General features: G+C 64.2%; 24 protein-coding genes. 17 read left to right on the top strand and 7 right to left on the bottom strand.

Annotated features, from left to right (window positions below; genetic code table 11):
- Positions 1–7: 7 nt before the first annotated feature.
- The 14 genes from ccoO (NUH87_RS27130) (at position 8) to fnr (ending at position 13403) form a co-directional block, all read left to right on the top strand.
- Positions 8–616 carry a cytochrome-c oxidase, cbb3-type subunit II gene (gene ccoO, locus NUH87_RS27130; protein ID WP_338523412.1) on the top strand — a complete coding sequence of 203 codons (609 nt, stop codon included), beginning with the start codon at positions 8–10 and terminating at the stop codon, positions 614–616.
- 3 nt (positions 617–619) lie between these two features.
- Positions 620–817: a CcoQ/FixQ family Cbb3-type cytochrome c oxidase assembly chaperone gene (locus tag NUH87_RS27125; protein WP_338523411.1), complete on the top strand. Its 198-nt coding sequence runs from the start codon at positions 620–622 to the stop codon at positions 815–817.
- Positions 814–1752 carry a cytochrome-c oxidase, cbb3-type subunit III gene (gene ccoP / locus NUH87_RS27120; protein WP_338523410.1) on the top strand — a complete coding sequence of 313 codons (939 nt, stop codon included), beginning with the start codon at positions 814–816 and terminating at the stop codon, positions 1750–1752. Before NUH87_RS27125 ends, ccoP (NUH87_RS27120) begins: the two co-directional genes overlap by 4 nt.
- Positions 1753–2084: 332 nt before the next feature.
- Complete coding sequence (gene ccoN, locus NUH87_RS27115) at positions 2085–3527, top strand: cytochrome-c oxidase, cbb3-type subunit I (protein WP_338523409.1); 1443 nt, start codon at positions 2085–2087, stop codon at positions 3525–3527.
- The gene (gene ccoO / locus NUH87_RS27110; RefSeq protein WP_338523408.1) at positions 3527–4135 is read left to right on the top strand and encodes a cytochrome-c oxidase, cbb3-type subunit II; all 609 of its coding nucleotides are present in this window, start codon (positions 3527–3529) and stop codon (positions 4133–4135) included. Before ccoN ends, ccoO (NUH87_RS27110) begins: the two co-directional genes overlap by 1 nt.
- A 5-nt stretch (positions 4136–4140) precedes the next feature.
- On the top strand, positions 4141–4326 hold the full coding sequence (locus NUH87_RS27105) for a CcoQ/FixQ family Cbb3-type cytochrome c oxidase assembly chaperone (RefSeq protein WP_040064652.1): 186 nt from the start codon (positions 4141–4143) through the stop codon (positions 4324–4326).
- A complete protein-coding gene (ccoP, locus tag NUH87_RS27100) occupies positions 4323–5297 on the top strand; it encodes a cytochrome-c oxidase, cbb3-type subunit III (RefSeq protein ID WP_338523407.1) in 975 nt (324 codons plus the stop codon). Before NUH87_RS27105 ends, ccoP (NUH87_RS27100) begins: the two co-directional genes overlap by 4 nt.
- Positions 5298–5633: 336 nt before the next feature.
- On the top strand, positions 5634–7049 hold the full coding sequence (gene ccoG / locus NUH87_RS27095; protein ID WP_338523406.1) for a cytochrome c oxidase accessory protein CcoG: 1416 nt from the start codon (positions 5634–5636) through the stop codon (positions 7047–7049).
- An 11-nt stretch (positions 7050–7060) separates the two neighbouring features.
- Positions 7061–7600 carry a FixH family protein gene (locus tag NUH87_RS27090; RefSeq protein ID WP_338523405.1) on the top strand — a complete coding sequence of 180 codons (540 nt, stop codon included), beginning with the start codon at positions 7061–7063 and terminating at the stop codon, positions 7598–7600.
- Between the two features lie 120 nt (positions 7601–7720).
- Positions 7721–10171 (top strand): heavy metal translocating P-type ATPase, encoded by a 2451-nt coding sequence (locus NUH87_RS27085; protein WP_338523404.1) that lies wholly within the window; start codon positions 7721–7723, stop codon positions 10169–10171.
- A gap of 22 nt (positions 10172–10193) precedes the next feature.
- Entirely contained in the window at positions 10194–10400 is a 207-nt protein-coding gene (gene ccoS / locus NUH87_RS27080; protein WP_338523403.1) for a cbb3-type cytochrome oxidase assembly protein CcoS, read from the top strand.
- Positions 10393–11076: a sulfite exporter TauE/SafE family protein gene (locus tag NUH87_RS27075; protein ID WP_338523402.1), complete on the top strand. Its 684-nt coding sequence runs from the start codon at positions 10393–10395 to the stop codon at positions 11074–11076. Before ccoS ends, NUH87_RS27075 begins: the two co-directional genes overlap by 8 nt.
- A gap of 82 nt (positions 11077–11158) precedes the next feature.
- On the top strand, positions 11159–12541 hold the full coding sequence (hemN, locus tag NUH87_RS27070) for an oxygen-independent coproporphyrinogen III oxidase (RefSeq protein WP_040064663.1): 1383 nt from the start codon (positions 11159–11161) through the stop codon (positions 12539–12541).
- Between the two features lie 127 nt (positions 12542–12668).
- Positions 12669–13403, top strand: coding sequence for a fumarate/nitrate reduction transcriptional regulator Fnr (gene fnr, locus NUH87_RS27065; RefSeq protein WP_040064664.1), 735 nt, complete (start codon positions 12669–12671; stop codon positions 13401–13403).
- A gap of 47 nt (positions 13404–13450) precedes the next feature.
- Here fnr and glp read toward each other — a convergent pair whose 3' ends face one another.
- Both glp and moaB read right to left on the bottom strand, forming a co-directional pair.
- Entirely contained in the window at positions 13451–14638 is a 1188-nt protein-coding gene (gene glp / locus NUH87_RS27060; protein WP_338526969.1) for a gephyrin-like molybdotransferase Glp, read from the bottom strand.
- 22 nt (positions 14639–14660) lie between these two features.
- Positions 14661–15200 carry a molybdenum cofactor biosynthesis protein B gene (gene moaB / locus NUH87_RS27055; protein WP_040064666.1) on the bottom strand — a complete coding sequence of 180 codons (540 nt, stop codon included), beginning with the start codon at positions 15198–15200 and terminating at the stop codon, positions 14661–14663.
- Positions 15201–15292: 92 nt separating this feature from the next.
- Here moaB and mobA point away from each other — a divergent pair, with 92 nt between their 5' ends.
- The 3 genes from mobA (at position 15293) to NUH87_RS27040 (ending at position 16828) form a co-directional block, all read left to right on the top strand.
- Positions 15293–15907 carry a molybdenum cofactor guanylyltransferase MobA gene (mobA, locus tag NUH87_RS27050; protein ID WP_338523401.1) on the top strand — a complete coding sequence of 205 codons (615 nt, stop codon included), beginning with the start codon at positions 15293–15295 and terminating at the stop codon, positions 15905–15907.
- A gap of 99 nt (positions 15908–16006) precedes the next feature.
- Positions 16007–16228 carry a YgdI/YgdR family lipoprotein gene (locus NUH87_RS27045; RefSeq protein ID WP_040064669.1) on the top strand — a complete coding sequence of 74 codons (222 nt, stop codon included), beginning with the start codon at positions 16007–16009 and terminating at the stop codon, positions 16226–16228.
- A 156-nt stretch (positions 16229–16384) separates the two neighbouring features.
- On the top strand, positions 16385–16828 hold the full coding sequence (locus tag NUH87_RS27040; RefSeq protein WP_338523400.1) for a type II 3-dehydroquinate dehydratase: 444 nt from the start codon (positions 16385–16387) through the stop codon (positions 16826–16828).
- A 12-nt stretch (positions 16829–16840) separates the two neighbouring features.
- Here NUH87_RS27040 and NUH87_RS27035 read toward each other — a convergent pair whose 3' ends face one another.
- The 5 genes from NUH87_RS27035 to NUH87_RS27015 form a co-directional block, all read right to left on the bottom strand.
- The gene (locus NUH87_RS27035; protein ID WP_338523399.1) at positions 16841–17731 is read right to left on the bottom strand and encodes a pseudouridine synthase; all 891 of its coding nucleotides are present in this window, start codon (positions 17729–17731) and stop codon (positions 16841–16843) included.
- A gap of 62 nt (positions 17732–17793) precedes the next feature.
- Positions 17794–18126 carry a hypothetical protein gene (locus NUH87_RS27030; protein WP_040064672.1) on the bottom strand — a complete coding sequence of 111 codons (333 nt, stop codon included), beginning with the start codon at positions 18124–18126 and terminating at the stop codon, positions 17794–17796.
- Between the two features lie 143 nt (positions 18127–18269).
- Positions 18270–18470, bottom strand: coding sequence for a hypothetical protein (locus NUH87_RS27025; protein WP_040064674.1), 201 nt, complete (start codon positions 18468–18470; stop codon positions 18270–18272).
- A 164-nt stretch (positions 18471–18634) separates the two neighbouring features.
- Positions 18635–18874 carry a glutaredoxin family protein gene (locus NUH87_RS27020; RefSeq protein ID WP_040064675.1) on the bottom strand — a complete coding sequence of 80 codons (240 nt, stop codon included), beginning with the start codon at positions 18872–18874 and terminating at the stop codon, positions 18635–18637.
- A gap of 74 nt (positions 18875–18948) precedes the next feature.
- Positions 18949–20043: an acyltransferase family protein gene (locus tag NUH87_RS27015; RefSeq protein WP_040064676.1), complete on the bottom strand. Its 1095-nt coding sequence runs from the start codon at positions 20041–20043 to the stop codon at positions 18949–18951.
- Positions 20044–20107: the final 64 nt, after the last annotated feature.

Genomic DNA, 20107 nt, shown 5'->3' with positions numbered 1-20107 from the left:
GCTCGCCATGAAACACGAAGTGATTGAAAAGAACGTCGGCCTGCTGATGCTGCTGATGGTGTTCGCCGTGAGCATCGGCGGCCTGACGCAGATCGTCCCGCTGTTTTTCCAGGACGTCACCAACAAGCCGGTCGAAGGCATGAAGCCCTACACCGCGCTGCAACTGGAAGGCCGCGATATCTACATCCGCGAAGGCTGCGTCGGCTGCCACTCGCAGATGATCCGGCCGTTCCGCGCCGAGACCGAACGCTACGGCCACTATTCGGTGGCCGGTGAAAGCGTCTGGGACCACCCGTTCCTTTGGGGCTCCAAGCGCACCGGGCCGGACCTGGCCCGGGTCGGCGGCCGCTACTCGGAAGACTGGCACCGCGCGCACCTGTACAACCCGCGCAACGTGGTCCCGGAGTCGAAAATGCCGGCCTACCCCTGGCTCGTGGCCAACCCGCTGGACAGCAGCCTGACCGAAACCAAGCTCAAGGCCATGCGTACCCTCGGCGTGCCTTATACCGACGACGACATCGCCGGCGCCGTGGCCAGCGTCAAGGGCAAGAGCGAGATGGATGCCCTGGTCGCCTACCTGCAAGTGCTCGGCACTGCGATCAAGAGCAAGAGGTGAGTCATGGACATGAGTACCGGAATGATCCGTGGCCTCGGCACCCTGGTGGTCTTTATCGCCTTCGTCGGCCTGGCCCTCTGGGTGTTCAACGCCCGGCGCGCCCCCGAGTTCGCCGAAGCCTGCCTGCTGCCCTTCGCCGATGACGAGCCGCTTCCCGACACCCCTGAAGACCCTACTGCGACAAGGAGCCCCCGGCCATGACCACCTTCTGGAGTACGTACATCTGCGTACTGACCATCGGCAGCCTGATCGGCCTGACCTGGTTGTTGATCGGCACGCGCAAGGGTGAAACCAAGGGCAGCGTCGACCAGACCATGGGCCACAGCTTCGACGGCATCGAGGAGTACGACAACCCGCTGCCGCAATGGTGGTTCATGCTGTTCGCCGGGACCCTGGTGTTTGCCGTCGGCTACCTGATCCTCTACCCGGGCCTGGGCAACTGGAAAGGCATCCTGCCCGGCTACGAGAACGGCTGGACCGGCGTTCACGAGTGGGAAAAGGAGATGGACAAGGCCGACGCCAAGTTCGGGCCGATCTTCGCCAAGTTCGCCGCCATGCCCGTGGAAGAAGTGGCCAAGGACCCGCAGGCGCTGAAGATGGGCGGTCGCCTGTTCGCCTCCAACTGCGCGGTGTGCCATGGCTCGGACGCCAAGGGCGCCTACGGTTTCCCGAACCTGGTGGAAACCACCTGGCGCTGGGGCGGCAGTGCCGACACCATCAAGCAGACCATCATGGGCGGTCGTATCGCGGCGATGCCGGCCTGGGGCGAAATCCTCGGCGAAGACGGCGTGAAGAACGTCGCCGCCTATGTGCGTCATGAACTGGGCCACCAGCCGTTGCCCGAGGGCAGCGACGCCAACCTGCAAGCCGGCCAGCAGATCTTCAGCAGCAATTGCGTGGCCTGCCATGGTCCTGAAGGCAAGGGCACCCAGGCCATGGGCGCGCCGAACCTGACCCGCCCCGCCGGGCTGATCTACGGCAGCAGCCTGGCACAATTGCAACAGACCATCCGCCACGGTCGCCAGGGCCAGATGCCGGCCCAGGCGCAGTCGCAGGGCAACGACAAGGTTCACTTGCTGGCCGCCTACGTCTACAGCCTTTCCCACGGCGGTCAAGGAGAAAAGAAAGCTCAATAAATACCGGATGTTTCCTGCCGCATCGATCAGGATGCGGTAGTTCCCCGCCTGTACGCGACCCAGTGTCGCACCTCTCTTTTAGTCCGCCTACCCACTCCCGGGAATCGGTACTAAGCTTTGCGAATTCCGATCGAACCGTATCCCCCCGCCTGCCGGTCGATCCCGGCCTTTTCGAGGGTGCGTTTTGACCTTACACCGAGCATGGAAAGGCCGCAGAATCAGCGTCGCACGGTATTGACCCAGGTCATGGCGCGTTGCAATGACCCTACACTTTATCCATACTTGCGACCGATTTTACGCCTAATAATTATACCAAACCGTGGAACCTTAGAATGAGCACAGCAATCAGTCCGACTGCTTATAACTATAAGGTAGTCCGCCAGTTCGCCATCATGACGGTGGTCTGGGGGATCCTTGGCATGGGGCTCGGTGTTTTCATCGCCTCGCAACTGGTCTGGCCGGAATTGAACTTCGGTCTGCCCTGGACGAGTTTTGGACGCCTGCGCCCGCTGCACACCAACCTGGTGATTTTCGCCTTCGGGGGCTGTGCGCTGTTTGCCACCTCCTACTATGTCGTGCAGCGAACCTGCCAGGTACGACTGATTTCCGACAGCCTCGCGGCCTTCCACTTCTGGGGTTGGCAGGCGGTGATCGTCGGTGCCATCATCACCCTGCCCCTGGGTTACACCACCACCAAGGAATACGCCGAACTGGAATGGCCCCTGGCTATCCTGCTCGGGGTTGTCTGGGTGGTCTACGCCCTGGTGTTCTTCGGCACCATCGTCAAGCGCAAGACCAAGCACATCTATGTCGGCAACTGGTTCTACGGTGCCTTCATCGTCGTGACCGCGATGCTGCACATCGTCAACCACATTTCCCTGCCGGTGAGTTTCTTCAAGTCCTACTCGGCCTATGCCGGGGCGACCGACGCGATGATCCAGTGGTGGTACGGCCACAACGCCGTGGGCTTCTTCCTGACCACGGGCTTCCTGGGGATGATGTACTACTTCGTGCCAAAACAGGCCGAACGGCCGATCTACTCCTATCGCCTGTCCATCGTGCACTTCTGGGCGCTGATCACCCTGTACATCTGGGCCGGTCCCCACCACCTGCACTACACCGCCCTGCCGGACTGGGCCCAATCGCTGGGCATGGCGATGTCGATCATCCTGCTGGCCCCGAGCTGGGGCGGCATGATCAACGGCATGATGACCCTCTCGGGCGCCTGGCATAAGCTGCGCACCGACCCGATCCTGCGCTTCCTGGTGGTGTCCCTGGCGTTCTACGGCATGTCGACCTTCGAAGGGCCGATGATGGCGATCAAGACCGTCAACTCGCTGTCCCACTACACCGACTGGACCATCGGCCACGTTCACGCCGGGGCGCTGGGCTGGGTGGCGATGATCTCCATCGGCGCGATCTACCACATGATCCCGAAAATCTTCGGCCGTCCGCAGATGCACAGCATCGGCCTGATCAACGCGCACTTCTGGCTCGCCACCATCGGCACCGTGCTCTACATCGCCTCGATGTGGGTCAACGGCATCACCCAGGGCCTGATGTGGCGGGCGATCAACGACGACGGCACGCTGACCTACTCGTTCGTCGAAGCGCTGCAGGCCAGCCACCCCGGCTATATCGTTCGCGCCCTGGGCGGTGCGTTCTTCGCCAGCGGCATGCTGTTGATGGCCTACAACGTGTTCCGTACCGTTCGTGCCTCGAACCCGGCTGATGCAGACGCCGCCGCTCAGATCGCTGTCGCTGGAGCTCACTGATGAAGCACGAAGTAGTCGAGAAGAATATCGGCCTGCTGGCCTTCTTCATGGTCATCGCCGTGAGCATCGGCGGCCTGACGCAGATCGTCCCGTTGTTTTTCCAGGACGTCACCAACAAGCCGGTCGAAGGCATGAAGCCGCGCCCGGCGCTGGAACTGGAAGGCCGCGACATCTTCATCGCCAACGGTTGTGTCGGCTGCCACTCGCAGATGATCCGGCCGTTCCGCGCCGAGACCGAACGCTACGGCCACTACTCGGTGGCCGGTGAAAGCGTCTGGGACCACCCGTTCCTCTGGGGTTCCAAGCGCACCGGGCCGGATTTGGCCCGGGTTGGCGGTCGTTACTCCGATGACTGGCACCGCGCGCACCTGTACAACCCGCGCAACGTGGTGCCCGAGTCGAAAATGCCGGCTTATCCGTTCCTGGTGGAAAACAAGCTCGACGGCAAGGACACGGCGAAGAAAATGGAAGTCCTGCGCAGCCTGGGCGTGCCTTACACCGACGAAGACATCGCCGGGGCCAGGGACGCCGTGAAGGGCAAGACCGAAATGGACGCGCTGGTGGCCTACTTGCAAGGCCTGGGCACCATCATCAAAAGCAAACGGTGATCTGGATGGATATCGGGATGATTCGTGGCCTGGGCACCCTCGTGGTGATGGTGGCCTTTATCGGCCTAGCGCTGTGGGTGTTCAGCCCACGGCGCAAGTCGGAGTTCGACGACGCGACCTTGTTGCCTTTCGCGGATGATCCCGAAGCCATCAAGCAGGTCGAAAAAGCGTCTAGGAGTAACAAAGAATGACTACGTTCTGGAGTCTGTACGTCACCGTCCTCAGCCTGGGTACCATCTTCGCCCTGACCTGGCTGCTGCTCTCCACCCGCCGGGGTCAGCGCGCCGATCAGACCGAGGAGACGGTCGGCCACTCCTTCGACGGTATCGAGGAGTACGACAACCCGCTGCCCAAATGGTGGTTCATGCTGTTCGTCGGCACCATCGTCTTCGCCCTCGGCTACCTGGTCCTGTATCCGGGCCTGGGCAACTGGAAAGGCCTGCTGCCGGGCTACGCCTACCTGGACAACGACAAGCAGACCGCCTTCGCCAACGGCCAGACCGGCTGGACCGGCGTGCACGAATGGGAAAAGGAAATGGCCCGGTCGGATGCCAAGTTCGGACCGATCTTCGCCAAGTACGCCGCCATGCCCATCGCGGACGTGGCCAAGGACCCGCAGGCGTTGAAGATGGGCAGTCGCCTGTTCGCCTCCAACTGCTCGGTGTGCCACGGCTCCGATGCCAAGGGCGCCTACGGCTTCCCCAACCTGACCGGCGTGGGCTGGCGTTGGGGCGGTGAGCCGGAAACCATCAAGACCACCATCATGGGTGGTCGCCACGCGATGATGCCGGCCTGGGTCGACGTCATTGGCGAACAGGGCGTGGCCGATGTCGCCTCGTTCGTGCTGACCAACTTCCACCATCGCCAGCTGCCGGAAGGCGCCAAGGCCGACCCGGTGGCGGGCCAGAAGATCTTCGCCGGCAACTGCGTGGCCTGCCACGGCCCCGAAGGCAAGGGCACCCCGGCCATGGGCGCGCCGAACCTGACGAACCCGGGCGCGTTCATCTACGGCTCGAGCTTTGCGCAACTGCAGCAGACCATCCGCCATGGTCGCCAGGGCCAGATGCCGGCCCAGGCGCAGTTGCAGGGCAACGACAAGGTCCACTTGCTGGCCGCCTACGTCTACAGCCTGTCCCACGGCGACAACAAGCCCGCTGAGTAAGTGCGCTCGAGCAACAACCGACGGCCCCGCCAGCACCCCTGGCGGGGCCGTTTTCATTAGGTACGAGCCCTCTTCCTCGGCTGAAAAACACCCCGCCACCCCGGCCATCGCACGCCACCCTGACCACGCCCGAACACGATCCATCAGCTATAGTCAATTGACCTGCATCATGCTTTGTTACATCTGCTACACCATCCGGACGCGTCACCCAACGCGACCAAAGGTCGCACCCTTGGACCACAGGGACCGGCGTATCATTGCGCCACTGCACTACGCTTTCTGATCGCGGTCGGCATGTACTGACCGAGGCATTTCCCCCAGCCGTGGGACGCAATAATGAGCAACCAGATTCCGCTGCACGACGTCACTCCACCTGCCAAACCCGCCAACGACACCGTCGACCTTTACGCTTCTCGCGAGAAAATCTACACCCGTGCCTTCACCGGCCTGTTCCGCAACCTGCGGATGACCGGCGGTGCCGTCCTGTTCCTGCTGTACTTCGGTACCGTGTGGCTGAACTGGGGCGGTCACCAGGCCGTCTGGTGGAACCTGCCCGAACGCAAGTTCTTCATCTTCGGCGCCACCTTCTGGCCCCAGGATTTCATCCTGCTCTCGGGCCTCTTGATCATCGCCGCGTTCGGCCTGTTCTTCATCACCGTCTATGCCGGGCGGGTCTGGTGCGGCTACACCTGCCCGCAAAGCGTCTGGACCTGGATCTTCATGTGGTGCGAAAAGGTCACCGAAGGCGACCGCAACCAGCGCATCAAGCTCGACAAGGCGCCCATGAGCGCCAACAAGTTCCTGCGCAAGTTCAGCAAGCACAGCCTGTGGCTGCTGATCGGCTTTGTCACCGGCATGACCTTTGTCGGCTACTTCTCGCCGATTCGCGACCTGACCATCAGTTTCTTCATCGGCGAAGCCGATGGCTGGTCCTACTTCTGGGTCGGCTTCTTCACACTCGCTACCTACGGCAACGCCGGCTGGCTGCGCGAGCAGGTGTGCATCTACATGTGTCCCTATGCGCGCTTCCAGAGCGTGATGTTCGACAAGGACACCCTGATCGTCTCCTACGACCCGCGCCGTGGCGAAGGCCGTGGCCCGCGCAAGAAAGGCATCGACTACAAGGCCCAGGGCCTGGGCGACTGCATCGACTGCACGATGTGCGTGCAGGTCTGCCCCACCGGCATCGACATCCGCGACGGCCTGCAGATCGAATGCATCGGTTGCGCCGCCTGCATCGACGCCTGCGACAGCATCATGGACAAGATGCAGTACCCGCGCGGACTGATCAGCTACACCACCGAGCACAACCTTTCCGGGCAGAAGACCCACACGCTGCGGCCGCGCCTGATCGGTTACGCGCTGGTCCTGTTGACCATGATCGGCCTGCTGGTGACGGCATTCCTGATGCGTTCGCTGGTGGGCTTCGATGTCAGCAAGGACCGCGTGCTGTACCGCGAGAATGCCGAAGGGCGGGTCGAAAACGTCTACAGCCTGAAGATCATGAACAAGGATCAGCGCGACCACACCTATGTACTGGACGCCAGTGGCCTGCCCGACCTGAAACTCCAGGGCAAGCGCGAAATCCACGTGCCCGCCGGCGAGATCTTCAACATGCCGATGGAGCTGTCCAGCGCCCCCGATCAGCTGCCGTCGAGCACCAACGAGGTGAAATTCACCTTGCGCGACGCCGATGACGCCAGCGTCCACATTGAAGCCAAGAGCCGATTCATCGGCCCGCAAATCCGTTAAGGGAAGACCCGATGCCCGCAGCCACTGCCGCAAGCCCCTGGTACAAGCACCTCTGGCCCTGGATCCTGATCGGGATCATGGCCTGCTCGGTGACCCTGACCCTGTCGATGGTCACCATCGCGGTCAACAACCCGGACAACCTGGTCAACGACAACTACTACGAGGCCGGCAAGGGCATCAACCGCTCCCTGGACCGCGAACTGCTGGCCCAGGGCCTGAAGCTGCATGCCAAGGTGCACCTGGACGAGGTCACCGGCGAAGTCGACCTGCGCCTGACGGGCGACAGCCGGCCGTCCAGCCTGGAGCTGAACCTGATCTCGCCGACCCAGCCGGACAAGGACCGCAAGGTCACCCTGAGCCGCAGTGACAGCGAACCCGGACGTTATATCGGGCAACTGGCGGACAAGATCGAGGGCCGGCGTTTCGTCGAGTTGCTGGGGGTCGAGGGCGACAAGACCTGGCGCCTGTTCGAAGAAGAACAGATCAGCCACGACAAGGACCTGAAGCTGGGCGACGAACCGCTGCAAGGCGCCGAAGAGCCGAGCAAGTAAATACGATCCCGCTTCTGTAGGAGCCGGCTTGCCGGCGATAGCGATCTTCCAGGCGACAACGATGTCGGCTATCAGATCCCATCGCCAGCAAGCCGGCTCCCACAGTGACCGATGGCGCCTATGACGACCCCGACACCCTGCTACCACTGCGCCCTGCCCGTCCCTACCGGCAGTCGCTTCACCGCTGTCGTCCTGGGCGAGCCCCGCGAGTTCTGCTGCCCGGGCTGCCAGGCGGTGGCGCAGGCCATTGTCGCCGGCGGCCTGGAGCACTATTACAGCCATCGCAGCGAAACCTCGGCCAACCCCGAGGCCCTGCCGGTGCAACTGGCGGATGAATTGGCGCTGTACGACCGCGCCGAGGTGCAGAAGCCCTTTGTCCGCCACGACGGCGAACTCGCCGAAGCCACCCTGCTGATGGAGGGCATCAGTTGCGCCGCCTGCGGCTGGCTGATCGAGAAGCACCTGCTCGGCCTGCCCGCCGTGGCCGAGGCGCGGCTGAACCTGTCCAATCACCGCCTGCAGGTGCGCTGGGCGGACAGCCAACTGCCGTTGAGCCAGATCCTCGGCGAACTGCGCCAGATCGGCTACGCCGCGCACCCCTACCAGGCCGACCAGGCCTGCGAACAGCTTGCCCGTGATAATCGCAAGTCCCTGCGCCAACTGGGCCTGGCCGGCCTGCTGTGGTTCCAGGCGATGATGGCGACCATGGCCACCTGGCCGGAATTCAATATCGACCTGAGCCCGGAACTGCACACCATCCTGCGCTGGGTGGCGTTGTTCCTGACCACGCCCATCGTCTTCTACAGCTGTGCGCCGTTCTTTCGCGGCGCCTTTCGCGATCTACGCACCCGCCACCTGACCATGGACGTCTCGGTCTCGCTGGCCATCGGCAGCGCCTACTGCGCCGGCATCTGGACCGCCATCAGCGGGGTCGGCGAACTCTACTTCGACGCCGTGGGCATGTTCGCCTTGTTCCTGCTGGCCGGTCGCTACCTGGAGCGCCGCGCCCGCGAGCGCACCGCCGCCGCCACCGCGCAACTGGTCAACCTGTTGCCGGCGTCCTGCCTGCGCCTGGGGGCCGACGGCCAGAGCGAACGCATCCTGCTCAGTGAACTACGCCTGGGTGAGCGGGTGCTGGTGCATCCCGGTGCCGTGCTGCCGGCCGACGGGCGGATTGTCGAAGGCCGCTCGAGCATCGACGAGTCCCTGCTGACCGGCGAGTACCTGCCGCAACCGCGCACAACGGGGGATGCCGTCACCGCCGGCACCCTGAATGTCGACAGCGCCCTGACCGTCGAGGTCCTGGCCCTCGGCCAGGACACCCGCCTGTCCGCCATCGTCCGCCTGCTCGATCGCGCCCAGAGCGAAAAGCCGCGCCTGGCGCAGATCGCCGACCGCGCCGCGCAGTGGTTCCTGCTGTTCTCGCTGATCGCCGCGGCGGTCATCGGCCTGGTCTGGTGGCAGCTGGAACCGTCCCGGGCGTTCTGGATCGTGCTGGCGATGCTGGTCGCCACCTGCCCTTGCGCCCTGTCGCTGGCCACCCCCACCGCCCTGACCGCCGCCACCGGCACCCTGCACAAGCTCGGCCTGCTGCTGACCCGCGGCCATGTGCTCGAAGGCCTGAACCAGATCGATACGGTGATCTTCGACAAGACCGGCACCCTCACCGAAGGCCGCCTGACCCTGCGCGCCATCCGCCCGCTGCGCGAGCTGGACAGCGAGCGCTGCCTGGGCCTCGCCGCCGCCCTGGAAAACCGCTCCGAACACCCGATCGCGCGTGCCTTTGGCCGCGCCCCGCAAGCCGCCGAGGAGGTCCACGGCAGCCCTGGCCTGGGCCTTGAAGGCCGGGTCGGCGAGCAACGCCTGCGCATCGGCCAGGCGGCGTATGTCTGCGCGCTCGCGGCCTGCCCGCTGCCACCGACGCCAGACGAAGCCGGACAATGGCTGCTGCTGGGCGATAGCCACGGGCCGCTGGCCTGGTTCGTCCTCGACGACCGTCTGCGTGACGACGCCCCCGCGCTGCTGGCGGCCTGCCGGGCGCGGGGCTGGCGCACGCTGCTGCTGTCCGGCGACAGCTCGCCGATGGTCGCCAGTGTCGCCGCCGAACTGGGCATCGACGAAGCTCGCGGCGGCCTGCGTCCGGACGACAAATTGCAGATGCTGTGGGACTTGCATCGACAGGGCCGCAAAGTGTTGATGCTCGGCGACGGCGTCAATGACGTCCCGGTCCTGGCCGCCGCCGATATCAGCGTGGCCATGGGCTCGGCCACCGACCTGGCCAAGACCAGCGCCGACGCCGTGCTGCTGTCCAATCGCCTGGGCGCCCTGGTGCAAGCCATCGACCTGGCCCGGCGGACCCGGCGGATCATCATCGAGAACCTGATCTGGGCCAGCCTGTACAATGGCCTGATGTTGCCGTTCGCCGCCCTCGGCTGGATCACCCCGGTGTGGGCCGCGGTCGGCATGTCCATCAGCTCGCTGACCGTGGTGCTCAATGCCTTGCGCCTGACCCGCCTGCCCGGCGCGCCGGTGCTCACTGCCACGCCAGATACCCGCCCGTTGCCGGCCTGAGCCGCGCGGGCATGGAGTTCCCATGCCAGCTCTCTACGTGATGATCCCCGCCGCCCTGCTGATCGTGGCCATCGCCGTCTACATCTTCTTCTGGGCCGTGGACAGCGGCCAGTACGACGACCTGGAAGGCCCGGCCCACAGCATCCTGTTCGACGACCTGGACCCGAAGCACACCGCCGCCGTCGAAGACACCACGGACAAGCACGACAAGGCCCCGCCCCATGCTTGAACTGGCGCCCCTGCTGGTCTCGGCGGTGATTCTCGGCCTGCTCGGCGGCGGTCATTGCCTGGGCATGTGCGGCGGCCTGATGGGCGCCCTGACCCTGGCGATTCCCCCGGAGCAACGCAGCCGGCGCTTTCGCCTGCTGCTGGCCTACAACCTGGGGCGGATCCTCAGCTATGCCGCCGCCGGCCTGCTGATCGGCCTGGCCGGCTGGGCCGTGGCCAGCAGCCCGGCGGCGCTGTTGCTGCGGGTGATCGCCGGACTGCTGTTGATCGCCATGGGCCTGTACCTAGCCGGCTGGTGGAGCGGCCTGACCCGTATCGAAAGCCTCGGACGCGGCCTGTGGCGGCATATCCAGCCGCTGGCCAACCGCCTGCTGCCGGTGTCGAGCCTGCCCCGCGCCCTGCTGCTGGGCGCGCTGTGGGGCTGGCTGCCGTGCGGGCTGGTCTACAGCACCCTGCTCTGGGCGGCGAGCCAGGGCAATGCGCTCGACAGTGCGCTGTTGATGCTGGCCTTCGGCCTGGGCACCTGGCCGGTGCTGCTGGCCACTGGCCTTGCGGCGGAACGGGTCACGGCCTTGCTGCGCAAGCGCAGCGTGCGCATGAGCGGCGGCCTGCTGGTGATGCTGTTCGGCCTGTGGACCTTGCCGGGGCCGCACCAGCACTGGCTGATGGGCCACTGACAGCCGTTGATACAGGTCAAGATGGTCCCTCCCCGCAACCCCTAGACTCCGGATATTGCAGCCAATCCGGGGGAATGCCCGCATGCTCGACGCCATCCGTTGGGACCCAGACCTGATCCACCGCTACGACCTCGCGGGACCGCGCTATACCTCCTATCCCACCGCGGTGCAGTTCAACAGCCAGGTCGGGGCCTTCGACCTGCTCCACGCCCTGCGCGACAGTCGCAAGGCCCTGCGCCCCCTGTCCCTGTACGTGCATGTGCCGTTCTGCGCGAACATCTGCTACTACTGCGCCTGCAACAAGGTCATCACCAAGGACCGTGGCCGTGCCCTGCCCTACCTGCAACGCCTGGAACAGGAAATCCAGTTGGTCGCCTGCCACCTGAACCCGGCGCAGAAAGTCGAGCAACTGCACCTGGGCGGCGGCACCCCGACCTTTCTCAGCCACGACGAACTGCGGCAACTGATGACCCGGCTGCGCCAGCACTTCAACCTGCTGGACGACGATTCCGGCGACTACGGCATCGAGATCGATCCACGGGAAGCCGACTGGTCGACCATGGGCCTGCTGCGCGAACTGGGCTTCAACCGGGTCAGCATCGGCCTGCAGGACCTCGACCCCAACGTGCAGCGCGCCGTCAACCGCCTACAAAGCCTGGAGGAAACCCGGGCGATCATCGAGGCGGCGCGCACCCTGCAGTTCCGTTCGATCAATATCGACCTGATCTACGGCCTGCCCCGGCAGACCCCGGACAACTTCGCCCGCACCGTCGACGAAGTGATCAACCTGCAGCCCGATCGCCTGTCGGTGTTCAATTACGCCCACCTGCCCGAGCGCTTCATGCCGCAGCGGCGGATCGACGGAAACGAACTGCCGACGCCGGCCGACAAGCTGGAAATGCTCCACCGCAGCATCGAGCAGCTCACCGCCGCCGGCTACCGCTATATCGGCATGGACCACTTCGCCCTGCCCGACGACGAACTGGCGATTGCCCAGGAAGAATCGACCCTGCAACGCAACTTCCAGGGCTACACCACCCACGGCCATTGCGACCTGATCGGCCTGGGGGTGTCGGCCATCAGCCAGATCGGCGACCTCTACTGCCAGAACAGCAGCGACCTGAACCAGTACCAGAACACCCTCGCCGGCGCGCAACTGGCCACCAGCCGGGGCCTGTTGTGCAACGCCGACGACCGCCTGCGCCGGGCAGTGATCCAGCAGATCATCTGCAACTTCAGCCTGGAATTCGCCCACATCGAGCAGCAGTTCAATATCGACTTCGGCGGCTACTTCGCCGCGCTCTGGCCGCGCCTGATGGAGATGGCCGGGGACGGCCTGATCGAACTGGACCGCGAGCGCCTGACGGTCCTGCCCGCGGGACGCCTGCTGGTCCGTTCGGTGTGCATGGTCTTCGATGCCTACCTGGAACAGCAGAACCGTCAGCGCTTTTCGCGGGTGATCTGACGGTTCGAGCCGCTTTCGGCAGTGAGAGCATCTGAACGGGTGCGCCATTTTGGCGCAGGCTGGCCCGAGCGGCCCTTGCTGGGTTACCCTTACGTCTTATGTGTGTTCTCCCACAAGGATTTAAGAAATGTCCGACCCAGTGAAATTGCGCACCCATAGTCAGGCCCATTGTAAGGACTGCAGCCTGGCCCCTCTCTGCCTGCCACTTTCGCTGAATATGGAGGACATGGATGCGCTGGACGAGATCGTCAAGCGTGGCCGCCCGCTGAAAAAGGGTGAGTTCCTGTTTCGCCAGGGCGACACCTTCGGCTCGGTCTATGCGGTGCGCTCCGGTGCGCTGAAGACCTTCAGCCTGAGCGACGGCGGCGAAGAACAGATCACCGGGTTTCATCTGCCGAGCGAACTGGTCGGCCTGTCGGGCATGGACACCGAGACCTACCCGGTTTCGGCCCAGGCGCTGGAAACCACCTCTGTCTGCGAAATCCCCTTCGAGCGCCTGGACGAACTGGCCCTGCAACTGCCGCAACTGCGTCGCCAGTTGATGCGGGTGATGAGCCGGGAGATTCGCGACGACCAGCAAATGATGTTGTTGCTGTCGAAAAAGACCGCCGACGAGCGCATTGCCACTTTCCTGGTCAACCTGTCGGCGCGTTTCCGCGCCCGCGGTTTCTCGGCCAACCAGTTCCGCCTGAGCATGTCGCGCAACGAGATCGGCAACTACCTGGGGCTGGCCGTGGAAACCGTCTCGCGGGTCTTCACCCGCTTCCAGAGCAACGAGCTGATCGCCGCCGAAGGCAAGGAAGTGCACATCCTCGACCCGATCCAGCTCTGCGCGCTGGCCGGCGGCTCGCTGGAAGGCTGAAGCCGGGCCGAGACTTGAGGTCAGCCCTTAACTCAACGGCATAAGGGCTAGCCCAGCACTTCGCTCAACGGAATGAAGTTCACCCAGTCGCCTTCCACCAGGGTGCTCTCCTCCAGCACCTCGACCAAGCCCTCGGCCCAGGCCGCGCTGCGCAGCACGCCGGAACTCTGGTTGCGATAGATCGTCGCCCGGCCGTTTTCCAGGCGCGCGCGCAGGTATTCGCGGCGATTGCCCGGCTTGGACCAGACAAACCCGGCCGGCACCTTGAACTGCAACGGCTGGACCGCCTGCACGCCCTGGCGGCGCAGCAGATAAGGCCGTGCCAACAAGGCGAAGGTGACCAGGGTCGAAGCCGGATTACCCGGCAGGCCGATCACCGGCACGCCGCGAAAATGCCCGAAAGTCAGGGGTTTTCCCGGCTTGATCGCCAGTTTCCACAACTCCAGCTCGCCCGCCTCGCGCAAGGCGATCCCAAGGAAATCGGCTTCGCCCACCGAGACCCCGCCCGTGGACAGGATCAGGTCGACATCGCCCAGCTGCGCCAGGCGCTGGCGGGTCGCCTCCAGGTCATCCGGGAGGATCCCGGCGTCCAGCACCTCGCAGCCCTGGCGCGTCAACCAGCCGCACAGCAATACGCGGTTGCTGTTGTAGATCTGCCCCGGCCCCAACGGCTGGCCCGGCTCGACCAGTTCGTCGCCGGTGGACAGCACCGCCACCCGCACCCGCCGCACCACGTTCAGTTCGGCGCAGCCGAGGGACGCCGCCAGGCCCTGCTCGATCGGCCCCAACCGGGTTCCGGCGGCCAGCACCACTTCGCCCACCGTGGTTTCCTGGCCCTGGGGCCGGATGTTCTGCGCAACCGCCAGCGCTTCGATGAAGCGCACCCGCCCATCGGCGAGCACCTCGGCGTTTTCCTGCATTTCGACGCAATCGGCCCCCGCCGGCACCGGAGCGCCGGTAAAGATCCGCGCGCAGGTTCCCGGCTGCAAAGGCTCGGGGGCCTGCCCGGCAAAGATGCGCTGGCTGACCGGCAGCGGCTCGCCGTGCCAATCGGACAGACGCAGGGCGTAGCCATCCATGGCACTGTTGGGCCATGGCGGCAGGTCGAGGCCGGACACCAGGTCCTCGGCCAGCACCCGCCCGTCGGCCTGCGCCAACGGCACGCGCTGCACCTCACGGATCGGCGTCGCCTCGGCCAGCGCCAGCAGGCGGGCCAGGGCGACTTCCACCGGCATCAACGCACCGCTCTTGCCCGGCTTACCCACGGGATTCACAAGGCGCCGCCTGTTTCAGATGGGGGACGAAGTTGCACGGGCGATGGCGCGCGTCCAGCTGCTCGGCGAGGATCCCGTCCCAGCCGGTGCGCACCGCGTTGGTCGAACCCGGCAGGCAGCAGACCAGGGTGCCGTTGGCCAGGCCGGCCAGCGCCCGGGACTGCACGGTGGAGGTGCCGATGTCCGCCACGGAGATCTGCCGGAACAGCTCGCCAAAGCCGTCGACCTGCTTGTCCAGCAGGCAGGCGACGGCTTCCGGGGTGCTGTCGCGCCCGGTAAAGCCGGTGCCGCCGGTGATCAGCACGACCTGGACCACGTCTTCGGCGATCCAGCTGGCGACCTGGGCGCGAATCCGATAGAGATCGTCCTTGAGCAACACCCGCTCGGCGAGACGGTGCCCGGCGGCGATGAGGCGGTCGACGAAGACCTGCCCCGACGTGTCGGTTTCGAAGGTACGGGTGTCACTGACGGTCAAGACCGCGATATTCAGCGGTACGAAAGGTGTATCAGCCTTGGCTTTCATAGGCTCGGTCCGGTTGTAAGGAGGAACAGCCCGGTGTTATATCACAGCGTGCCTTTTCCTCACTGCTGTCATCGCTGCCATCGAGAGTGCCCATGCCCGAGAACGACTTTTCCATTCTGCTCCTGGCCGGCGGTCGCGGCCAACGCATGGGCGGCCAGGACAAAGGCCTGCTGGACTGGCGCGGGCAGCCGCTGATCGCGCACCTGCACGCCGTGGCACGGCCGCTCACCGATGACCTGATCATTTCCTGCAACCGCAACCAGGCGCGCTACGCCGCCTACGCCGACCGGCTGGTGGCCGACGACAGCGACGACTTTCCCGGCCCCCTGGCCGGGATCCGCGCGGGGCTCGCGGCGGCTCGCCACGGACATCTGCTGGTGCTGCCCTGCGATGTGCCAAAGATCGACAGCGCCTTGCTCACGGCCATGCTCGATGCCGTTCGCCGCGATCCGACAAAACCGCTGATGCTGCGCCAGGGCGAACACTGGGAACCGCTGTTGTGCGTGATCCCCACCGCGCTGGCCGGGGCCTTCGAAAACGCCTGGACCCTGGGGGAACGCAGCCCGCGCAAGGTCATGCTGCAACTCCAGGCGCAGGCCCTGGAGTGCCTGCCCGATGATCCCAGGTTGGCCAATCTGAACACGCCGCAGTTGCTGCAATCCGCGAATCATTCGCCTGATGATAGGCATTCGCAAGGAACTTGCTGAGCCTATGGCCGTCAGAAACTATCAATGAGCGTTGCAATCCATCAGTTCTGACATCAATCAACGCTATCCTCAAGAGAAATCCTTTTTCGGAGAAGTACCATGACGCCACGGACCCTTGCCGCATTCCTGCTGACAGCCGGCCTCGCCGCCCTCGCCGGCTGCTCGTCGCCGACGGTGATCACGTTGAACGACGGACGTGAAATCCAGGCGGTGGACACCCCGAAATACGACGAGGACTCAGGGTTCTACGAATTCAAGCAACTGGACGGTAAAAAGACCCGCATCAACAAGGACCAGGTGCGTACCGTCAAGGAGCTGTAAGCCCTGCCCCCATACGCTGCCAGCACGGAGCCCGCCTTGCGCGGGCTCCGTCGTTTCCGCCCGACGGCAGCCGCCGCCCGTGGGCATAACGCCCGGCTACGGCCTATTCTATGAAAATCCCTCACCCGGGCTCATTCCCCCTCCGGGAGCTGAACCATGAAAGTCCTCATGTTGCACGGCATCAATCACGATCTGTTCGGCAAATGCGAACCGATCCGTCATGCCGGCATCACCCTGGAACAGATCGACGACCGCCTGCGGGCGCTGGCCAGGGAGCTTGACGTGGACCTCACCAGTTTCCAGACCAACAACGAAGGGGCGATGTGCATACGCATCGAGCAAGGTGCCCGCGAACAGGTGGACGCGGTGCTGATCAATGCCGGCGCCTGGACCCACAGCAGCTACGACATTCGCGACGCCCTGGCCCACCTGTCGGTACCGGTGATCGAGTTGCACATGGCCAATATCCATCGCAACGAACCCTTGCACCAGCCTTCAGTACTGTCCGAAGTGGCCCGCGGGCAGATCTGCGGTTTTGGCGTCGACAGCTACCTGCTGGGCCTGCGGGCGGCGGTGAATGCGGCACAGGACTGCCGTTGACGGCAGTGGGCGTCACCAATGCAGGACGATCTCGCTCTCGAACCGGCGCTCCCGGCCATCGACCGGATCGATGAAGCGCAAGCCCTGGGCCAGCAGCTTGAGCGGGTTGGCGTAGTCGTCCTCGGCATCCTTGAGCACCTGTGGATAAAACGGGTCATTGCAGATCCCCGCCCCCAGGGCCGCCATGTGCACCCGTAGTTGATGCTTCTTGCCCGTGACCGGATACAGTCCATAGCGCCACAGCTCGCCCTTTTTTTCCGCCACCTCGACCGCGGTTTCGGTATTGCTGGGACCGGCCCCTTCGCGCATCCGGAAAAACGGTTCGCCTTCCACCAGCCGGCTTTTATGGACCAGGGGGAACGACAGGTCCGGCAAGGCCCGGGCAATCGCCTCGTAGCGTTTTTCAATCTGTCGGGTCGGAAACAGCGCCTGATAGGCCGCACGACTCTCGGGATTGGCCGAGAACAACACCAGGCCCGCCGTGTGCCGATCGATTCGGTGCAACGGCACCAGGTTCGGGTTGTCCAGGCGGCGGATCAGGCGTCGCAACAAGGTCTGCTCGACATACTCGCCGGCCGGCGTCACCGGCAGGAAATGCGGCTTGTCCGCCACCACCAGATGCTCATCGGCGTAGAGAATCGTCTCGCTGACCGGAATCGGCGTCTCGTTGGGCACCTCGCGAAAATAGTGAATGCGCAGGCCCTCGCGATAAGGCAACTGCACATTGATCGCCGCGCCCGCTGCGTCCAGCACCCGACCGCGGGCAATGCGGTCGAGCCATTGCTCACGGCTGATCGCCTTGAAGTGTTCGCACAGGCAGTCCAGCACCGTGGTCCACGAGCCGGGTGGCAGGTACAAGGTGCTGGCCTGGTGCTCGGCGGCATTGAAGGGCAAGGCGGACATGGCAGGACTCGAACGGCTGGGCAAGCCAGCATTATCCAGCAAGCCTCCGGCAGAACCTAGTCTCAGCCCGAGGCGATCTTGCTTCCCAGCCGAACGGCGCCCGCCGCCTCGGTGTAGTCCTTCAGCCAGCGCAACACATCCACCGCCTCCCAGCGCCCCGGGTCATAGAGTGCGTACAACAACCCCTGGTAGCCCACCACGTCCAGTTGCCGGTGATAGCCCGCGCGCTGGAACAGGGCTTCGATTTCAGCGAAACAGGTATTGAAGTGCAACTTGTTGAACGGCGTCTTGCCTTCCGTGACCAGCCCGTCCAGGCGCAACTCCAGGACCGCCTCACGCACCACATCAGCGGACATGCGGTTCACGCTGGATTTCAATTGTTCGACATTGAGCATGCTTTAACCCTCTTTATCTCTCTGGATTCCGTTCCCGGGTGCGCACGCCAGGGTGGGCATCCTGTCCCAACACCGGAACGAAAACTGTATGAACATACAGTAACTGATTTTCTGATGACCCGCCAACCGATTGCCGGCAGCCCTCAGGATTCCCTGGGATGGACCTTCCCATAGACGTTGCCGCCGATGAACGAGCCCACCGTGCCGAGGATCACCATGGCGTAGGTCCCACCATCGATCTTTCCATACCAGGTCAACGTCGCGGTGCTTACGCCAACCACCACGGTGGCCAGAAACTTGCGCCCGCCCAGTTGGTTGACCAGCAGAATCGACCTCCCTTTCATTTCATTTCCTCCCTTGCAGCACCGGAACGTGCTGCGTCAAACGTCATGCAGCGACGTAAGCACAGTCGTTTTTCAAGCGCAACCGCGGGTAATTTGATGAAACAGAAGGGCTCGGCAAGCGGGCAATGGGTCAACCGATCCACTGCCGGCGCGCAGGAAGAGGTTCAGCTCAGAAAGGCCACGACCTGCTCGACGTCGAACGGCCAGCCCAGTTCGGCCCCCGTGTCCACGCGGCGCAGGACCGGGATACGCAAGCCATAGGCTTCGAACAAGGCTTCGTCGTCGGCAATGTCCACCAGTTCCAGCATCAGTCCGTATTCGACGACCAACGGCATCAGCTGCGCCTCGGCAAGTTCGCAGAGATGGCAACCCAAGGTGCCGAACAACTGGCATTCAGAAGGCATGGGGCAAGGTCCGGGACAAGAGAGACCTGTATTTTAGGCCGGGGTCGAGCAACCGTCGAGCCAGGGACGCCCGCTCAGACCGCATCGTAGTGCTTGCCCGACGCCGCCGGCCGGAATCTGCGCTGCCCATAACGGCTCGCCCGGTCCAGCACCGGCTTCTCGAAAAAGCTGTAGCCGACCCAGCCGTAACACCACACCGCAATCATCATCAGGACCAGGAACAGCAGATTGTCCTCAAGATGGGTCGGCCAGTTGCCAATGATCTGCCAGGCGCGCCCCACCACCCCGAGTACCAGCAGGTGCGAAAGATAGATGGTGTAGGACATGTCACCGGTGAACACCAGAAACCGTGGGCAATGGATCAACTGACGCCGCTCCAGCAATGCCAGGGACAAGGTCAGGGCCGCGAACACCAGCCCCACCAGGACCATCCTCGGCAAGCCCTCGGTCGAGAACAGCTCATAGTGCCCGATCAAGGCGAAACCCGGCCCGAGCGCCATGACCAGGACCAGCCAGAGCACGGCGTCCGGCACCTTCGCGCTGTGACGGGAATAGAACAACAGGGCCGCCGCGCTGCCGACGATGAATTCCAGCCCATAGGGGTGCAGCACGATCTTGAGGGCCGAGGAATAGTCGCGCCAGGAGTCCAGCAGGTTGAACCCCAGCAGCACCATCGCCCAGGCCAGCAGCAGCAACGGCAGGCCGCGCTCGCGAAACCCCAGCAGGAGGGTGAAGACCAGGTAGAACCACAACTCGAACACCAGCGACCAGGCCACCATCACCAGCAGCACCCGGTCATTGGGCAGCAACAGGAACGACAGCCACAGGTTGGAGCCGCCATGGGAACTGTTGACCAGCATCGGCTGGACCAGATAGATCGCCAGGGTGATAAAGAAGTACAGCCAGTAGTTGGGGTAGATCCGCGAGAGCCGGTTGAACAGGAAACGCTGGGCCTGGACCCGGTCCTGGAAGCGGCCGCGGGTGACGATCACCATGACGAAGCCGCTGATGACGAAAAACAGGTCCACGCCCAACTGGAAAAAGTCCACCCACCCCGGCAGCAACGTATCGCCGCCGGAGTACTTGTGCTCGACCGCCGCCATGTGGAACAGCACCACGCCCAGCACTGCCATGCCTCTCAACCCTTGCAGTGAATACAGACGTTCCATAGACCTCTCCGTTCGAGGGGGACCTGGCCGCATGTCCCCAGGCAGGGGTCGAGCATAACGAACC

The organism is Pseudomonas batumici (genome assembly GCF_036585405.1).
Classification (GTDB): domain Bacteria; phylum Pseudomonadota; class Gammaproteobacteria; order Pseudomonadales; family Pseudomonadaceae; genus Aquipseudomonas; species Aquipseudomonas batumici.
The sequence above is the reverse complement of the archived record's forward strand: the minus strand, read 5'-3'. Positions and strand labels throughout refer to the sequence as shown.

What these genes read in the sequence shown, in the direction of transcription:
- ccoO (WP_338523412.1), top strand. Translation starts at nt 8, where the DNA reads ATGAAACACGAAGTGATTGAAAAGAACGTCGGCCTGCTGATGCTGCTG.
- NUH87_RS27125 (WP_338523411.1), top strand. Translation starts at nt 620, where the DNA reads ATGGACATGAGTACCGGAATGATCCGTGGCCTCGGCACCCTGGTGGTC.
- ccoP (WP_338523410.1), top strand. Translation starts at nt 814, where the DNA reads ATGACCACCTTCTGGAGTACGTACATCTGCGTACTGACCATCGGCAGC.
- ccoN (WP_338523409.1), top strand. Translation starts at nt 2,085, where the DNA reads ATGAGCACAGCAATCAGTCCGACTGCTTATAACTATAAGGTAGTCCGC.
- ccoO (WP_338523408.1), top strand. Translation starts at nt 3,527, where the DNA reads ATGAAGCACGAAGTAGTCGAGAAGAATATCGGCCTGCTGGCCTTCTTC.
- NUH87_RS27105 (WP_040064652.1), top strand. Translation starts at nt 4,141, where the DNA reads ATGGATATCGGGATGATTCGTGGCCTGGGCACCCTCGTGGTGATGGTG.
- ccoP (WP_338523407.1), top strand. Translation starts at nt 4,323, where the DNA reads ATGACTACGTTCTGGAGTCTGTACGTCACCGTCCTCAGCCTGGGTACC.
- ccoG (WP_338523406.1), top strand. Translation starts at nt 5,634, where the DNA reads ATGAGCAACCAGATTCCGCTGCACGACGTCACTCCACCTGCCAAACCC.
- NUH87_RS27090 (WP_338523405.1), top strand. Translation starts at nt 7,061, where the DNA reads ATGCCCGCAGCCACTGCCGCAAGCCCCTGGTACAAGCACCTCTGGCCC.
- NUH87_RS27085 (WP_338523404.1), top strand. Translation starts at nt 7,721, where the DNA reads ATGACGACCCCGACACCCTGCTACCACTGCGCCCTGCCCGTCCCTACC.
- ccoS (WP_338523403.1), top strand. Translation starts at nt 10,194, where the DNA reads ATGCCAGCTCTCTACGTGATGATCCCCGCCGCCCTGCTGATCGTGGCC.
- NUH87_RS27075 (WP_338523402.1), top strand. Translation starts at nt 10,393, where the DNA reads ATGCTTGAACTGGCGCCCCTGCTGGTCTCGGCGGTGATTCTCGGCCTG.
- hemN (WP_040064663.1), top strand. Translation starts at nt 11,159, where the DNA reads ATGCTCGACGCCATCCGTTGGGACCCAGACCTGATCCACCGCTACGAC.
- fnr (WP_040064664.1), top strand. Translation starts at nt 12,669, where the DNA reads ATGTCCGACCCAGTGAAATTGCGCACCCATAGTCAGGCCCATTGTAAG.
- glp (WP_338526969.1), bottom strand. Translation starts at nt 14,638, where the DNA reads ATGCCGGTGGAAGTCGCCCTGGCCCGCCTGCTGGCGCTGGCCGAGGCG.
- moaB (WP_040064666.1), bottom strand. Translation starts at nt 15,200, where the DNA reads ATGAAAGCCAAGGCTGATACACCTTTCGTACCGCTGAATATCGCGGTC.
- mobA (WP_338523401.1), top strand. Translation starts at nt 15,293, where the DNA reads ATGCCCGAGAACGACTTTTCCATTCTGCTCCTGGCCGGCGGTCGCGGC.
- NUH87_RS27045 (WP_040064669.1), top strand. Translation starts at nt 16,007, where the DNA reads ATGACGCCACGGACCCTTGCCGCATTCCTGCTGACAGCCGGCCTCGCC.
- NUH87_RS27040 (WP_338523400.1), top strand. Translation starts at nt 16,385, where the DNA reads ATGAAAGTCCTCATGTTGCACGGCATCAATCACGATCTGTTCGGCAAA.
- NUH87_RS27035 (WP_338523399.1), bottom strand. Translation starts at nt 17,731, where the DNA reads ATGTCCGCCTTGCCCTTCAATGCCGCCGAGCACCAGGCCAGCACCTTG.
- NUH87_RS27030 (WP_040064672.1), bottom strand. Translation starts at nt 18,126, where the DNA reads ATGCTCAATGTCGAACAATTGAAATCCAGCGTGAACCGCATGTCCGCT.
- NUH87_RS27025 (WP_040064674.1), bottom strand. Translation starts at nt 18,470, where the DNA reads ATGAAAGGGAGGTCGATTCTGCTGGTCAACCAACTGGGCGGGCGCAAG.
- NUH87_RS27020 (WP_040064675.1), bottom strand. Translation starts at nt 18,874, where the DNA reads ATGCCTTCTGAATGCCAGTTGTTCGGCACCTTGGGTTGCCATCTCTGC.
- NUH87_RS27015 (WP_040064676.1), bottom strand. Translation starts at nt 20,043, where the DNA reads ATGGAACGTCTGTATTCACTGCAAGGGTTGAGAGGCATGGCAGTGCTG.